This is a genomic window from Streptomyces sp. NPDC052040, assembly GCF_044548405.1.
Taxonomy (GTDB): Bacteria; Actinomycetota; Actinomycetes; order Streptomycetales; family Streptomycetaceae; genus Streptomyces.
The window spans coordinates 1-15,652 of record NZ_JBIUBV010000018.1 but is presented as its reverse complement, the minus strand read 5'-3'; the positions used below and the strand labels follow the sequence as shown (position 1 = coordinate 15,652).

The window sequence follows — 15,652 nt, the reverse complement described above, 5'->3', positions numbered from 1 at the left end:
CGGCACCACCGTAAGCCGATTCCACGCCCCGGGCCTGCGGCGCCATTCGCTGCCCCCAAACCCGGCGCCGTACAGCGAAGGCCATGCGCCCCACCTGTCTTTCGATACCCCGTACTCCTGCCCACCGACACCCAAACGGCACTTCCGGCGCGCCCACGCTGGAACACAGGGCACGCCACACCCCACACAAGCCCAGTCCCCGCCGCCGTCAACCTGGAGCTCCCTGTGACTGCCACCCTCGCTCCCACTGCCAGCGTCACCATGAACCTGCCGCGCCATGCCCGCGCGGCTGCCCAGGCCCGACGCGTCCTGGAAACGGTCGCCCCGGTGGACAGCGAGATGGGCGACACCGCAGTGCTCCTGCTGTCCGAGGTGATCTCCAACGCCGTCCGCTACGCGCAGGGCGCCAGGATCGGGGTCGCCGTGGCGTACGACGAAGACGACGGCACCCTCACCGCCGCCGTGTTCGACGAGGCTGCCCGCATGGGCAGCGGTGCGCGCCGCGGCGACGCCCCGCTGGACAAGGGCGACGCCCCGCTGGACAAGCTGGAGACCGGCCGTGGCCTGGACCTGCTGGACGCGCTGGCCACCAAGTGGGGCGTTGCCATGGTCGGTGACCGAGGCAAATGGGTCTGGTTCCGTGTCGCCCACCACCCGGGCGAGTCCGGCGCCCACCACTGACCCTCGGCTCTGGCCGTCTGCGCCTGACGGAGGGATCACTGAGACCACTCCCAGGCCCATGGATGGTCCCGGCCGCGCCCTGACCTCCTCGACTGCTCCGTGCCCGCGGACGAGCTCCGCATCCTGAACGGCTCCATCCCGCTTCACACCGGCCGCACCGACCTGACCACCATGTGCCCCGCCGCCGAGCCCGCCTCCCGGCAGTGAGTGCGGGCACACCCGGAACGCCCAGGCACTGCCGCCCCTCGCCCTCGCCGCCCACATCCACACGTACGTCTGCCATGACTCAGTCCCAGCTGCTGATCGGCTGGGTGCCGACGCCTCCTCGCCCCGCCACCGCCGACCGGTGGCACCCTCCGGGCGCCGGCTTCCCCCTCCTCGCCAAGGGACCACTCCCGTCGGCCACCCCCTATGTCTGCACCCCCTGACCGGCCGTTCCTGGCCGTCAGCGGATAGTTTCCGGAGACCATCATGGCCCTGCGCCTACTCTTCCTGATCGGTATCGCCGCCTTCGCCGCCGGTGGCGTCCTCGCCGCCCACCGTGCCCGCCTCGACCCGTTCGGTGCCCTGGTCCTGGCCCTGGTCAGCGGCCTGTCCGGCGGAACACTGCGCGAGCTGATCCTCGGCCACGGCCCGCTGTACTGGACCCGTGACTGGATTCTGCTCACCGTCATCATCACCACCGCGGGTGCGGTCATGCTGCTGCTGCACTACCGCGACCTGCCGCCGCGCACCCTGCAATTCCTGGATGCGCTGGGCTTGGCGGCGGTGACCGTCATCGGTGCTCGCGCCGCCATCCATGCAGACGCCACAGCCCCCGCAGTCCTGATCCTCGCGGTTCTCTCCGGCACGGCCGGAGAAATCGTGCGCGACCTACTGTGCGGGCGCCACCTGCCCCAACTCCTCCACGAAGAGGTCTACGCTCTCACAGCCCTGGTCGGCGCCGCCGCCCTCCTGCTGGCCGACCGCGCGAACTGGACCGGCACCGCCCCCACCGCGCTCAGTGCCGCGCTGGTCTTCGTCCTGCGCCTGGCCGCGGCGCATCTGGATCTCCACTTGCCTCGGCTGGGCCGCCGTCAGCCTGCTCAGCCGAAGGGCCCCCACCGCCCCGACCCCTCGCAACAGGGAAGCCAGTCATGACCCTTGTGCGCCTTCTGGCCGGCTCTCGACCGGTGCCGGGAGGACGAGCGAGCGGGAGGCGCGTACGGCATCCGGGGCGGCGAAGGCGCCGGAAGTCCGCGTCCGTCTGAGCCGCGCCACTGTCGCCCGCCCGCGCCTGTGACCGTGGCCCACGGGTCAAGTGCCTGCCTGAGGCAGTGGAGGCGGCGTGGCCGCGGACCACCGGGCGGGCCTGCGTCGTGCGTCTGCTGCGGAACTCTTTCCGCTCCGCCGCCCGGCCGGACGGGGACAAGGCCGCCCAGTGACGACCGCGCACCCCCGCTGGATTCCTCGCCGCCAGACCGTTGACCAGGGTAAATCTGGAAGTCGGGCTGGCGTACGGGGGCAGTCGCTGATACGCCCCCGGCGGCGGCCGCCCCGTCGCCGCGCTCAGCCCCGTGCCGGTAGCCGAAGAATCTGTCCGGCCTCGATGCGGTCGGGGTTGTCGCCGATCACCTTCCGGTTGGCCTCGTAGATCTCCGGCCACCTCTCGCCGTTGCCGAGCTTGCGAGCGGCGATGGACCACAGGGCGTCGCCGGGTTGCACGGTGTAGGAGTGGGGGTCCGGGTAGACCACGGTGACCCTCAGGGGTGTCCCGGCGCGGAACGTGAGGGCCCGGCTGTCCTTGACCGTCTCACTGCGCCCGTCGCCCTCGACCCGGGCCTCCACCCCCGCCAGCGAGCCGTCGTCCTTGCAGGGAAGGAGGAAGACATAGCTGATGTCGTTTCCCTGCTTCATGGGAGCGATGCCGAAGGGCTGGTACTGGGTGAGAGGGTTGTACAGCCGGACCATCCCGCTTTGGAAGCCTTCCTTCGGCAGCGTGCCCGTGAAGACGACGGTGTCACCGGACTTCATGCCGCGCTTGTACCGGCCCGGGTTGGTCTCCTGGTGCTGGAACCGGCTGGCTGCCCTGCCGTCGACGGACCAGGTGATCTCCTCCTCGGAGTCCTCCGCGTTCGACACGAGTGCCTGGGTTTCCTCGCCCGCGATGGCGGACAGTTCGATCGTGACCCTGCTCCCTTGTCCCGCTGCGTCCTTCTCCGCGAGATACCGCTCGGTGTGCACGGCGTACAACTGGGCGAACTCGGCGATCCCGTGGTCCACACATTCCTCCGCGACGATGGCGGGTGTGATGGTCTTCAGGATCTCGTCCACGTCCGCGAGGTCACTGGGGGAGACCTCCGCCCCGTCCTCGGATTCTCGGATCTTTCGCGAGAAGTACTGTTTGATCTGCTCCAAGTTCTCGTCCGCCCAGACACGGGCAGTGGAGTAGCGCAGTGCCTCCTTGAGGTTCTTGACGTCGCCCTCGCTGATCTCCGCTTCCACTCGGATGGAGAGGAGGTGGCCGTAGAGCTTGGTGTTCCGCGTCACCTTCCAGAGAGACTCCTTCCACTCCGGGCGTTCCTCGGCGTAGCGGCGGTTGGGGATGGCGTCGTAGACGTCACGGGCAGCGCGGGCGCGGCCGAGTGCGGGCATGAGCGTGTCCTGGACGCTGCGCTGGGCTCCGGACCACTTCTCGTCGATCCAGGAGTTGAGGGGCGCGAACACCTGCCGCAGCTCCGGGAAGATCTCGAAGAGCTTCTCGGCGATGAGGATGCCACCACTCGCCGCCTTGACCCCAGTGCGCACCGACTTCGACACGGGACGCCGGTTGGCGGCGACGCTGCGCTGCCACACGGCGTACCTGTGCTTGATCCGGCTGCCCAGACTCTTCGCCTGCGACTGCATCCGTGCCGGCTCGACGTCGACGATCGCCTCGGGCGGGATGTAGTACATGGCGGCGACCTCGGCGTTCTGCTGCACGGCGCCGTCCATGGGGCGCCCGGTCAGTCCGCTCGACCCGTAGACGTTGAAGACCACCCCGAGCTTGTTCTTGTCGATCTTGTAGACCCAGCCGTGGGAGCCTGCGTACCGGCGGGCCGTCTCCTTGTCCCAGCTGGTCGAGATATAAGCCGAGTCGGCCATGTCGCCGTCCAGGTGCGGGCGTTCGGCCACGTCGAATCCGTTGGAGTAGAAGCCGTTGACCAGGATGCCGCTCTTGGGGGCGCGGGTGTCGCCCCGGTAGAGGAAGCGCTGCCCCTTCGGTCCGACAAGGTCCGCTCCAGGGATGTAACGCACGACGCCGCCTACGGCAGCCTTGGTGCCCGGGGCGGGCCTGCCATACGGGTGGGCGTTCGCCCGCGGGGTGGCGTCCGGGTCGAAGCCCTCCCGGGCTGTTCCCGGGACCTTCACATTCGGCTGCGCGGAGCCGATCACGGGTTTGCCGCGCCCGGTTTCCGGCCGTGAGATCGAGGTTGCGCTCTTGATGTGGTCCGCGGGGATCCTGCCCGTGGCCACCCATTCCCCTTGGGCCTGCGCGTGGTCCACCAGGCTGGGGTCGACACCGCCCTTCGCCTGGAGGCTGCTGGGCAGGTTGTAGAGGCTGCGGTTGGGCAGGATCTCGTACAGGTAAACGGTCTGCTGCTCCGTCAGCAACTGCTCACTGAACCTGATCGCGAAGGCCCGGTTGGAGGTTGTCGCGATGAAGCCGCTGGACTTCGCCTGCCTGGCGTTGCCGATGGTAGTGGCACCGCGGGCGTGCTTCTCCAGGTCCATGTCCTTGCCGTAGGCGGAGAAACCGTCCCGGAAGACGTCCACCGGCAGCCGGGTGTCCACCCGGTACAGCACCGTCGGCGGCTTCTGTCCCGCGGGCGCGTCGGAGCGGGGGATGGCTGGATCCCGCTGGATGGGCCGCTTCACCGCGTCCGGGCGGGGTTTCTGCTTGGAGCCCGAGTGCTGGTCCACTACGGGGTCCGGTACGCGCAGGTTCTGATCCTGCTCGTCCGTGTCACGCTTCTTCCTCCTCCTGCCGGCTTTCTCGCCCATCCTGAATTGCTCGTACTGCGCGTCCCCCGCGGGCTTCCCGCTCCTTTCCTTCGGCGGGTTGGTGAAGGCGCGGCCGATGGTGTTCCGATAGCCGCCCAGGACCGGCCGGGTGCGCCGCTCCTCCCGGGTGATCTCCTCCGTGCGTCCGACGACGACCCGGGCGACGTTGGCCAGGGATTCGGTGCCGCGGTCGTAGTAACTGGTGTGTGCCTTCTTGAGGTTGTCCACCAGGCCGGACTGCGCCGTCCACGTGTAGTCGGCCTTCATGCGGGTGACGTTCTTGCCGTAGTTCTGGTGCGACGGGTCGATGCTGAACCAGTCGAGCATGCTGATGAAGTCGATGTCGGTGGCGGCGACGAAGAGGTTCGCGTCGAGGTGTTTGGCACGCAGCCCGCTGCCCGGGCTGCCGAGCAGGACGAGGTTGTCGATGACCGGCTTTCCCGCGGTGTCGGTTCCGGCGCCGGTGGCCGTGTGCCCGGCGACCACGCTGCCGTAGCTCAGACCGCTGATGGTCAACGAGGGATAGGCGGGCATGTCCAGAGCCTTCCGCGCGGCGCTTTTGCGCCAGTGAGTGCGCCAGGTGTCCAGATCGGCCCGCAGGACTTCGGCGCCCGCGGCGGCGGGCTGCTCCCAGGCGGCCTCCGTGAACCCCTGCGGAGCCTTGTAGCCGGTCCAGGCCACGACGGCGACCTTGGCGCCGAGGCGGGTTCGCAGGCACTGCCGGTACAGGTCACGGGCGTGACCTGTCAGTTCACCGAGCGATTCCAGGGAACTGCCCATGCCGGGGACGAGGAGCGCGACGTACTCTGCCGTCTCCAGCGATCCCACGGCCACGGCTGCGCGTCCGCGGCCGTTCTCGAACTCCGGGTCGTAGACCAGGAGCGAGCAGTCCTTCCGGCCGGCCAGAGCGGCCTCCGTCACCAGGGCGGCGTTGTGCCGGGGCGTGCCCGTCGCCGATTCCAGGTCCTTCATGCAGCGCAGGTAGTTCCGGTCGGAGTCGTTCTTGAAACGGTCTTCGAGGGAGACGGACTTCGGCACCGTCGGATCAAGAGCCAGCTTCTCCCGCTCGCGGCTCACGACGTCTTCATCGATCTCCGCGATGAGCCGGTTCGCCGAATGCTCCAGCACCGGGACCAAGGGGAGGCGTCTCTTTCCCCGCTCCGTCCATTTGTCGATCGCGCGGCGGGTCGCGGCGTCGGCACGCTCGGCGTATCCCCGGTTGCGCCTCAACTCCTTCGGATCGACCGTGAGTTTCACCTTCTCGTTCCAGCGGTCGATCTCTGCCAGGTACTTGTCCTTGCCGTCACCCGGCTGCCGTGGGCCACGGCCCGGGATCTGCTTCCTGGCCGCGCCGGCGCGGTTCCCGGTTCTGCTGGTGGGCTGATCCCGCGGCTGCGGCGCAGGCACATACTCGCCGTTGGGCATGTCGTTGTTCCCGTCATTCGGCTCGAACGGCAGATGACATGAGGTGGCCCCACCTCATGTTTTCCGGGCAACGGTAGCCACGGACGCACGGGCGGTTCGTATACCGATCGAATACAACGAGCTTCGAAAGGATGACAGCGTGCGGAGGATGCCCATATGTCCTTCGTCAAGGCCGGGAATGAGCGGTACAGGCCCTGACGGCCCTCGTGCGGGGCATGTCACATGCCCAGCCGAATGCCGCCTGTGCGTACGGCAGTTACCGGCCGAAGTGATCAAGTGCGAGAAGTTGTCCGGCCGTCGAGGTCTGGTGCTCCATGAGCCCCTGCTTTCCTGACGGGAGATCTTGGCAGGCCCCCGCACAGCGAGCCGCCGCCTTGGCCGGGCGCGGTGTCGGCTGACCTGAATACGGGGCGGTCCCGGAACGCCGAGGCGTTCCGGGACCGCCCCGCCGCAGCGCGTCGCGGATCAGCTGTGGTTGTAGGTGACCGAGAAGTTTTCCCCGCCGCTGAGCGAAGAGGTGGTGGCCTTGGTGGTGCTGCCCGACGCCATGTCGATCTTGTCGGGTGAGTAGGTGCCGATCGGCTGGCCGTTGGCGGTGGCGTTGGTGAAGCTCGCGGTGCCGAAGTTCGACAGCGGGAGCACGCCGGAGGAGCTGGACGGTGCCTCGGCTATGACCTCGGCGGACGCGTTGGACAGGCCGCTCTGCGTCTTGGTCGTGGTCTTCGTCCACCCCTTGGTGCTGTCCGTGAGGGTGAGCGTGTACTTGGTGCCGCTGCGGCTGATCGTCGAGGTGAAGCGGTCACCGGCGCTGACCGGGTTGCTGTAGTTGACGGGGTAGGCCGGGTACATCTCGTACCAGGACGAGTAGACCGCCCTCCCGCTGGAGCAGTCCGCCTCAGTGCCCGTCTGCTCCACGGAGTTGCTGCCGTCGCCGTCGATGCCGATCCAGAACGACGAGTACGTGGTTGATCTGGTGCAGCTGACCGCGGGCTGCACCCAGCTGGCGGAGACGCTGGTGAACGTCGTACCGGTCGCGGCGTAGCCGGCCCAGTTGGAGCTGGTGCTGTTCCTGATGCCACCGGCCAGCTGGTGGCTGCTGATGTGGCCGCTGACCGGGGTCATGCGCAGTGCCGTCGCAGCAGCGGCGGCCGTGGGGGAGGCCGCCAGCGTGGACAGGACGGCGGCGGCTACGGCTGTGGCTGCGGTGAGGCGGATTGTGGCAGACATGCTGCTCCTTCTCGCGGGACTCGAGGTGCAGACGTATCTGGCGGCCACCAGTGGGGGAGACGTGCGCCCGTTGTTGTCAGTGTGCAGTCAATGTGCGCCCCGTTGTCACCCGGCTTCCGGGTATTCACAGCAAAGGTCCTGCCAAGTGCGCTCTACAAAAGGCGCGTTGATGGTCAAACCGCCGAGCCTGTGGGGCGGGTTCCCTCGCGCGCCGTCGTTGCCGACCGCGGGGGTTGCGCGGTCCAGGACAGTTGCCGGCGGCTGCGGACCGCCACCCCACGGCAGCACATCCGACGGCCGCCCCGGTCCTGTGGTCCCCTGCCGCGGGCCGAGAGGAGTGTTCGTGGCGGCCGCTGGGTGGTGGGCGCGGGATCCTGGCTGTGGGCGGGGGCCCGTCCTGTGCTGCGGGCAGGGGACGGGCTCCCGGCTGTCGCGGCGAGGGCGGAACTGCCTGGAGCGCCCGTCGCGACCGGTGGCGGGAGTGCGGTCGTCAGCGCTTGGTGATCGCGACGTGGCGGATGTTCACGGGCAGGTTAGGAAAGCCGTCGCCGGGGTTGTTCTGGTCGTCCTCGCCGCCTGCCGCGATCTTCTCCAGAACGTCGAGCCCGGTCGTGACCTGTCCGAACGGTGTGTAGTTGGGTGAGAGCTTCGTGTCCTTCCAGACGAAGAAGAACTGGCTGCCGTTGGTGTTCGGGCCGGCGTTGGCCATGGCGACGGTTCCGGCGGGATAGGTGGCGCCCTGGAGGTTCTCGTCGGGGAAGGAGTACCCGGGGCCGCCGCTGCCGGTCCCGGTCGGGTCGCCGCACTGCAGCACGAAGATCCGCTGGGTGGTGAGCCGGTGGCAGTGGCTGCGGTCGAAGTAGTCGTGCTCGGCCAGGAACCTGAAGGAGAAGGTGGTGCAGGGCGCCTTGTCGGTCAGCGCCGTGAAGGTGATGGCGCCTTGGCTGGTGCGCAGGGTCGCTCTGTAGGGTTTCGCGGCCTTCTTCGCGTCGAAGACGGGAATGCCCTTGAAATGGTCGGCCGGGACCGCCGATGTGTAGGTGCAGGTGGCGGTCGGTGTGGCGTCGGCGACGGCTGGCCGGGCGGCAGCGACACTGCTCGACAGCGCTGGCAGCAAGGTGGTCAGGGCCGTCAGAAGAACCCAGGACGTGCGCTTCACGTGGCAGCCTTCCGGTTGGGGTTGGCGCGGACCTGTCATCTCTGCCCCACCGGTACGGGGCCATGCGTCGTGTGAGGGATGAGGGTGGGCTCGTTCAGCGTGACGCGGTGCAGTCGGGCCCATGCTCGGGCCGCCGAGCGTGACTCCCTTGTGCGAAGGGCCGGTAGACCATGGGTCACGCAGGCGCGAAGACCGACGGCAGCTGCCCCGATGAGCACCCTGACGTGGCTACGAGCGCGATCGCCACCAGGCACTCACGGTCCCCGGCCCCGTCGGCGGGCACCACTGCGGGCGCATGGCCACCGGCTCCGGCACCACCCGCCGGAACATCTCCCACAGCCCATCAGGGCACCAAGCACTCGGCAGGCTCCGTCATGTCAACGCAACAACCCCCGCTGTCAAATGAGCTCGACCACCCCGACCTCGGGCATCCGGCAACGGTGGGCCGCCGACCCGTATGTCATTCGCTCGCCTCGAAGGCCGGGGCGGGTCGGCGTGCGACGTCGCTCACCTTGATCAGCAATGCCGCGAGCAGCCAGTTGGCGACCATGGCCGAGCCTCCCTGGGCAAGGAACGGCAGGGCCTTGCCGGTGAGCGGGATGAGTCCGGTGACACCGCCGACCACGACGAAGACTTGAAGCACGAGGGAGACCGCCAGACCCGCGGACAGAAGTTTGCCGAACGAGTCGGTCGCGGTGATCGCCGTCCGCAGGCCGCGCTCGGCCAGGAGGGTGTAGAGGAGGATGACTGCGGTCACACCTGCCAGTCCCAGCTCTTCACCGACCGTGGTGAGGATGAAGTCGCTGCGACCGGCGAACCCGATGAGCTCCGGATGCCCCTGGCCGATGCCACTGCCGAGAATGCCGCCGGAGCCCATGCTGAACAGGGCCTGGGCGGACTGATCGGAGACGAGGCCCGCGGGACGCTGGTCGGGCGGCAGGAAGATGTCCATGGGGTGCAGCCAGGCGGCCACCCGGCCATGGACGTGCGGTTCGAAGGATCCCACCACGAAGGCGCCGACGACGAAGAGGACAACCCCGAAGACCACCCAACTGGTGCGTTCGGTGGCCACGTACAGCATGATCACGAAGAGGCCGAAGAAGATCAGTGACGTTCCCAGATCCCGTTCGAAGACCAGGACCAGCAGGCTGAGGATCCACACCGCGGCGATGGGCCCCAGCTGGCGCCCGCGCGGGAGGTACAAACCCATGAAGCGCCGCCCCGCGAGAGCGAGGGCGTCCTTGCGCAGACTCAGGTAGCCGGCGAAAAAGAGCACGAGAATGACCTTGACGAACTCGCCGGGCTGAAAGGACAGGGGCCCGAGGAAGATCCACCGTTTGGCGCCGTAGACGTCACCCGGGTAGAAGGCCGGCGCCATCAACAGGACCAGCCCGACCGCGATGGTCAGATACAGGTAGCGCTGGAGCCTGCGGTGATCCTTGAGCAGCGCCATCGCCGCGGCGAAGGCGGCCGCTGCGATGGCGCACCACATCAGCTGGCCGGGCGCGGCGGGCGGAGCACCGTAGCGGGCGTGGTAGGCGATGTCGAGGCGGTGGATGAGGACGAGGCCCAGACCGCTGAGCAGCGTGGTCATGGGCAGAATCAGCGGGTCGGCGTGCGGAGCGAAACGGCGCACCGCCAGATGACATACCAGCGGAAGCGCCGCCAGAGCCGCGATCTGGCCCAGCACGGCTCTGGGCACCTCGCCCTGCACGGCGAGAGACGTCTCGGCATAGCCGTAGCCGCATATCATCACGGCGCCCAGCACCAGCATCAGTTCCACACCGCGGCTGCCCAGCTGTATCCGCCCGAGCCGCAGGTCAAGTCGACCGCGCATTTTCCTCTCCCTGTGAGAAAGCAGGGTCTCGGCCCCCGTCGCGGCCTTGAGACACCATACTTGCATGGATGTGCAAGTATTACTCGCGGGCCCGACGTGGCCGCCCTGTTCATTTGCTGTATTGCGCAACTATGTGATTTGCCTGGTAGGAGGCTGTCTTCCGGCCCGCCCGGGGTCCTGTGATCACCCCTTCATCACCGTGCTGGCGTGGCGATACCACTAGGAATCGGACAGTCGTCCATGTCGGCGCCCGCTGCCGGGCGCGGGCCCGGCAGCGGCCGCGGAGGCGTTCACGAAGAGCCCTGGGCACGTCGACCCCGCGAGCTGCGGAGCGGCTGCCGAAGGCTGCGGCTGACGAGCCCGCCGTCGGAATCGAGGACCTGGGCAGGCCGATCACCAGATCCCGTCCAAGAGGGCGGTCGCCGGCCTCCGGGGCGCGGTGCAGCCTGCGTACCCTGCGGCACCGAGGCCCGGCTGCACGCGGTCGCGCAGCGGCCACCGAGCAGGCCGAGGGAAGTGCGCCCTGGTGATTCGTACCTGAGCCGCTGCCCGAAAGGGCTCTCCTCCTGTCCGTACGGTCCTGGTCCACCACCCGGATGTCCGGCCTACGGGGCCAGCGCTTCTTTCGACTTGGCCCAGTTCTCGTGGAGCTGGTCCACATAGGAGCGGGCCTGGCCGCCGACATGCTCGCCGCGAGCGATGGAGAGCATGTTGCCCGGGCCGGCGTTGTACCCGAGGGCCAGCAGGTCGGTCTTGGTGTACGGGGCGTCCCAGTGTGCGGGGAGCCGGACGGCCAGGTCGTGCAGGTACCAGGTCATGGCTTCGATGGCTAGGTCGCGATCGTCCGGCAGATCCTGCCAACGGCGTTGTGCGAAGTCCCGCCCCTGCTTGACCTCCTCAAAGGCGGCGCGATGCATGTTGGCGATACCCAGCGCTGCGCCGGGCTTCAGTTTCAGCCATGCTCGCTCGAAGGCCGGGTCGTGCGGTTTGTAAGCCTCGTTGTAGAGGATGGCCATGCTCAACTGGGCGCTGACTCCGGCCTGCTGGGCTCGATGGCGGACGCTCGAGGCATAGTCGGCGGGGTCATAGGCCGCCTGAGAGGGAGCCACGGCGGCTGGAGCAGATTTCCCGGCCTCGTGCGGCGCCTCGTCCTGCGGAGCACCTGTGACGCGTATGACGACGTACAAGGGCAGTGCGAGGGCCGCCACCAGGAGGACGGAGCCCCAGCGTCCCCACGTCCCCGAAATCGGCATGGATCGCCCCCTCTTGGTACCGCGGCTTCGGTTGCCGGAGCTGCGCATGAAGCCTCCCGCCTGCGATGAGAACTCGTGTGATCCCTGGTTCCGCTCCTTCGTGCAGGAGGGAAAAGGGGCGGCCGGGAAGGCGATGCGAACGGACTCAGTTGACACAGGGAATCCCTCCGGACTTCACCGCGGGGCCTGACGAGTCAGCCGATTCGGACGCCGACTCATCAGAGGCTGCGGGCGCTTCCGGCCGCGGCGTGTAGTCGTGTCCGAGGGTGACGCGAACGTGTCCGGATGGAACATCTGAACTCTGCTGCGCCGTCGCGGCCTTGAGCCGGGCCGCGATCTGGGTGGCGGCTTCCCTGGCTCCGCTTCCGTAGGTCACCGTGGTGTGCTGCTGCGGGACGGCGTTTCCCGTGGTGCCGGCCGCATGTCCCAGCTTGACCAGGTCTTTGAGCTCACTGTCGGCCAGGCCCGGGGCACCGTTGCCGTTGAAGACGTCAACGGTGCCGGGTGCAGCCTTGGCGGTGTCGCTTCGGGTCTTCTCCTTCGCTGTGAACGCCTGCTGGACGATTGCCTTGATCTTCGCGGGGTCGACGAGGTTCACCGATTCGCCGTTCTGCGTGGCGAACTGGGCGATGGGCAGCGTGTGGAACTCTGTGTTTCCCCCGGTGAGCTGGGGAGCCTGCTGGGCGAAGTCGAGCAGGTTCCAGGAGCTGTCGAGAACGACGTCCTTCTTCACCACGTCGAGCAGGCCCGTCAGCTTTCCGACGTCGCCCCACACTCCCTGCGTCTTCAGTTGATGGGTCACCGACGAGATGAAGGCCTGCTGGCGGCGGGTTCGGTCCAGGTCGCCCGCGGTCAGGCCGTGGCGCTGCCGGACGAAGGCCAGCGCCTGTCTGGCGTTGAGCTTCTGCACACCGGCCGGGAAGTCGGCCCCGGAGTAGCGGTCCTTGACCGGGTTCTTGAGACACACCGTGATGGGTTGGAGCACCTTGGCAATGTCGTAGAACCCGAGGAGATTGACCTCGGCGAAGTGGTCGATCGGTACCCCGGTGAAGTCCTGCACCGTGGCCAGCGTCGCCCGGCGGCCGGCCTCACGGCTCTTGCGCTCCAGCTCCGTACCCGTGACTCCCGTTGCCGACAGCCTGTCGTGGGCTGCGGTGTAGGCGTAGGCGTACGCCTCCTTGATCTTGTGTTTCCCTTGGGGTGAGCCGTCCCCGTTGAGCGTGTCGACATAGTCGTCGCGCGGGATGGAGAAGGCGCTGGCCTTCCCGCCGTCCGCCGGGATGTGCATGAGGATCAGCGTGTTGGTGTTGTAGTAGCCGATCTGGCTCGAACCGGCGTGGAGTTCACTTTCGACGAACTCTTTCGGCAGGTCGTTGCCGTCCATGTCCTTGCGTGAATCCAGCCCTACCAGCAACAGGTTGACCGAGTTGTCCAGGTGCCGGGAGGAGCCCTTCCTGATCGCATCCAGTGCGTCGGACGTGCTCAAACCGTCGGTCAACGAGCGATAGGCGAAATGAGTCACCCCGCACGCAAGGAGTATGAGGGCCGACATCACCCAGGCAGCTGCGCGCAGCGCAGTCAGCCACCGGGCGGCCCGACCGCGTCCCGCCCGCGGGACACCCGCGGGACGGGTGCCGCCTTGCCTGGTCGGCTCTTCCTTGTCACGCATGGAAGCGCCTCCTGCGACTGCGGGACCGCACCGCTCTCATGACGGCCACCACCAGCACGGCGCACTCGGCCGCCACCATGGCCGGGAAGGCGGCCAGTGCCCACTGCACCCACTGCGCGGCATGGACCTCACCGCTCGGATTCGCGAGCATCCCGAGCGTGACCGCGGCAACGGCCACCGCCGGCGTCGGCAGGGGCGCCACCCACCGCAGCAGGTCCCGACGGGCTGACAGCAGCGCCGCCCACACGGCCCCGGCGACTGCTCCGGCCATGAGCCCCCAGTTTGCTCCGCTTCCCGAGAGCACATCCACGGAAGCCCCCAGCACGGGTGCCGCCACCAGGGCCGCGGCGACCGCGAGAATCAGGGACCGCCCGCGGGAGGGGGCGGCACGGTGCCCGCCCTGCCCGTTCGACCGTCCCGCCTCGTCCCTCGCGGCCGCATGAGGCGGGGACATGGGCGGATCCCACTTCCGGGAGGAGGAGGGGTCCACGTTCCGGCTCTGCCGATGGGCTTGGCTGGGGCCCGCGGGTTCTGACTGTCCTGCGTGCATGCCTCTGCTCTCGTCTGTGCTGATGGATGCCGGGCCTTGAGGTGCCGGGACGGTGGCGCCGCCCCGGCAGCTGGTTAGACGGGGGACAGAACGAGTAAGTTGCAGACTTACGCAACTAAGCAAGCGATTTGTGACGGGCATCACAAGGGGCGACCACGGACCACACGCAGCAGGTCACTCCAGGTCACCCCCCGGCTCGGCGGCAGCATCAGCCGGCCTCGGACTCACCGGCAAGAGTATGGAACTCCAAGCAGACACAGGTGCGAAGGCAAAGCGGTGGAACGGGTCGGCGGGGATCGGAATCTTCAGATGCACAGCCGGCCGGGTCATGCCGGTCGCGTTGACCCATGGGATCGTCCACGACCCCACCCGACAGGAAAGACATGAGAATGGACTTCGCGTTCGAAGGGGCGTCGATCGACAGCTCCGCCTACCTGAGCGTGACTGGCCTGGCCCAGCGCGCCCCCGGCTGGCTGAACGCCGCAGTGACGGCATGGTCGGTGTACGGGCTGATCGTGTTCGCTGTGTTCACGAGTACGGCCTGGTGGCAGGCCCGGCGCGCAGGGCGGCCCGTGACAGCGATGACGGCACTGGCCGTTCCGGTGATCACGGTCCTGGCGTACGGGGTGAACGTGGCGGCCAAGCTCACAGTGCACGAGAACAGGCCGTGCCAGAGCCTGTGGGTCAGGACTCTGGAGGCATGTCCGACGGCTGGAGACTGGTCGTTTCCCAGCACTCATGCAGCCGTCGCGGGAGCCGTCGCCGTGGGGCTGCTGTTCGTCTCCCGGCGCCTGGGCGCGATCGCCTGCGCAGCGGCGGCCGCCATGGCGGCGTCCCGGGTCTGGATCGGTGTGCACTACCCGCATGATGTTCTGGCAGGGCTCGTCGCCGGCGGAGCCGTCGCGTTCGCGTGCATGGTCGTGGTCCGACGGTGTTCCTCGGCGATGGCTCGGCGGATGACGGAATCGGCTTCGCTGCGTCCGTTGCTGACAGCATCCTGAATCCCGGCGCCGACACCGGGCTCTGCGTGGCGCGGCTGTGGGCGTACCGACGGTGCCCGAGGCCACGGCCCGGATGCCGCCTCCTGGCGAACCGACGTCGTCCGGCCCATGAGGCCGGAGATGACTACCCGGCGGGGGTGCGGCGGACCTCGTGCTTACGGACCGGCCGCGTTCCTGCCACTGGCCGTCGGTGTCTCGGCTGCCACCACCCACGACAGGGAAGCGCTGAAGCCCATGGCCGAGGGTCACCGACGGGGCAAGGGCCCCTCGACGGCAGCCACTTCAAACGCAGCCCTGCACGCCGGCACGGCTGGGCCACCGTGTCTCCGGATCCCTCTTTCGGCTGGCTTCACTGTGGCCGTTCGGCCAGCTACACCGACGCGTAGCAGTGCCTACCGTGAATACGTCGGAAGACGGGACTCAGTCCCGGAAAGCCGACTCATCAACCAGCGACCGAGCTGAGAAGAGAGAACCACCGTGCTTTCATTCTGTCGTCGAGCGGTCACAATCGCACTCGCCGCTTCCATTGGTGTTCCGCTGGCTGTTCCCGCCACCGCATCGGCCGCTGCCGCAGATACGCTCACCTGTGACGGAATCAAGAACGTTCTGGACGCCAACGCCTTCAACCCTCGGACCGGCTCCGGCACCACAGCCACATCCTTAGACCGTGTCCTATGGGGTGAGGCGGACGTATCGCTTGTAGCAGCAGAGTGCGGCTGCGAGTCCCAGAAGGCCCAGGTAGTTGCGGGGATTTCGTTCGTAACGGGGGCTGAGGCGGCGGTAGCCGGACAGCCACGACATGGTGCGCTCGATCACCCAACGGTGAC

12 protein-coding genes are annotated in these 15,652 nt (G+C 68.1%); 4 read left to right on the top strand and 8 right to left on the bottom strand.

Going from position 1 to position 15,652, the window contains the following annotated elements:
• Window positions 1–225: 225 nt before the first annotated feature.
• The 3 genes from ACIHAA_RS27365 to ACIHAA_RS27355 all read left to right on the top strand — a co-directional run bounded on the left by ACIHAA_RS27365 (window position 226) and on the right by ACIHAA_RS27355 (window position 1,821).
• Window positions 226–681: an ATP-binding protein gene (locus ACIHAA_RS27365; protein ID WP_399821676.1), complete on the top strand. Its 456-nt coding sequence runs from the start codon at window positions 226–228 to the stop codon at window positions 679–681.
• A 281-nt stretch (window positions 682–962) separates the two neighbouring features.
• Window positions 963–1,109: a hypothetical protein gene (locus ACIHAA_RS27360; protein ID WP_399821674.1), complete on the top strand. Its 147-nt coding sequence runs from the start codon at window positions 963–965 to the stop codon at window positions 1,107–1,109.
• A gap of 43 nt (window positions 1,110–1,152) precedes the next feature.
• Window positions 1,153–1,821, top strand: a complete 669-nt coding sequence (locus ACIHAA_RS27355; RefSeq protein WP_399821672.1) for a trimeric intracellular cation channel family protein — start codon at window positions 1,153–1,155, stop codon at window positions 1,819–1,821.
• A gap of 408 nt (window positions 1,822–2,229) precedes the next feature.
• Here ACIHAA_RS27355 and ACIHAA_RS27350 read toward each other — a convergent pair whose 3' ends face one another.
• From ACIHAA_RS27350 to ACIHAA_RS27320, 7 genes are all read right to left on the bottom strand, one after another.
• A complete protein-coding gene (locus tag ACIHAA_RS27350; RefSeq protein WP_399821671.1) occupies window positions 2,230–6,129 on the bottom strand; it encodes an alpha/beta hydrolase in 3,900 nt (1,299 codons plus the stop codon).
• 465 nt (window positions 6,130–6,594) lie between these two features.
• Window positions 6,595–7,356 carry a G1 family glutamic endopeptidase gene (locus tag ACIHAA_RS27345; RefSeq protein ID WP_399821669.1) on the bottom strand — a complete coding sequence of 254 codons (762 nt, stop codon included), beginning with the start codon at window positions 7,354–7,356 and terminating at the stop codon, window positions 6,595–6,597.
• A gap of 490 nt (window positions 7,357–7,846) precedes the next feature.
• On the bottom strand, window positions 7,847–8,515 hold the full coding sequence (locus tag ACIHAA_RS27340) for a peptidylprolyl isomerase (RefSeq protein WP_399821667.1): 669 nt from the start codon (window positions 8,513–8,515) through the stop codon (window positions 7,847–7,849).
• A 460-nt stretch (window positions 8,516–8,975) separates the two neighbouring features.
• Window positions 8,976–10,352, bottom strand: a complete 1,377-nt coding sequence (locus ACIHAA_RS27335) for an FtsW/RodA/SpoVE family cell cycle protein (RefSeq protein WP_399821664.1) — start codon at window positions 10,350–10,352, stop codon at window positions 8,976–8,978.
• A gap of 605 nt (window positions 10,353–10,957) precedes the next feature.
• On the bottom strand, window positions 10,958–11,368 hold the full coding sequence (locus ACIHAA_RS27330) for a lytic transglycosylase domain-containing protein (protein ID WP_399821662.1): 411 nt from the start codon (window positions 11,366–11,368) through the stop codon (window positions 10,958–10,960).
• A gap of 382 nt (window positions 11,369–11,750) precedes the next feature.
• The gene (locus tag ACIHAA_RS27325; protein ID WP_399821660.1) at window positions 11,751–13,274 is read right to left on the bottom strand and encodes an LCP family protein; all 1,524 of its coding nucleotides are present in this window, start codon (window positions 13,272–13,274) and stop codon (window positions 11,751–11,753) included.
• The gene (locus tag ACIHAA_RS27320; RefSeq protein WP_399821658.1) at window positions 13,267–13,728 is read right to left on the bottom strand and encodes a DUF6542 domain-containing protein; all 462 of its coding nucleotides are present in this window, start codon (window positions 13,726–13,728) and stop codon (window positions 13,267–13,269) included. The genes ACIHAA_RS27325 and ACIHAA_RS27320 overlap by 8 nt, the downstream gene beginning before the upstream one ends.
• A gap of 485 nt (window positions 13,729–14,213) precedes the next feature.
• Between ACIHAA_RS27320 and ACIHAA_RS27315 the strand changes: the two genes are divergently transcribed.
• Window positions 14,214–14,825 carry a phosphatase PAP2 family protein gene (locus ACIHAA_RS27315; protein ID WP_399821656.1) on the top strand — a complete coding sequence of 204 codons (612 nt, stop codon included), beginning with the start codon at window positions 14,214–14,216 and terminating at the stop codon, window positions 14,823–14,825.
• Window positions 14,826–15,497: 672 nt separating this feature from the next.
• On the opposite strand, the gene ACIHAA_RS27310 is transcribed toward ACIHAA_RS27315, so the two are convergent.
• The coding region (locus ACIHAA_RS27310; RefSeq protein WP_399821839.1) for a transposase at window positions 15,498–15,652 on the bottom strand (155 nt) is incomplete at its 5' end.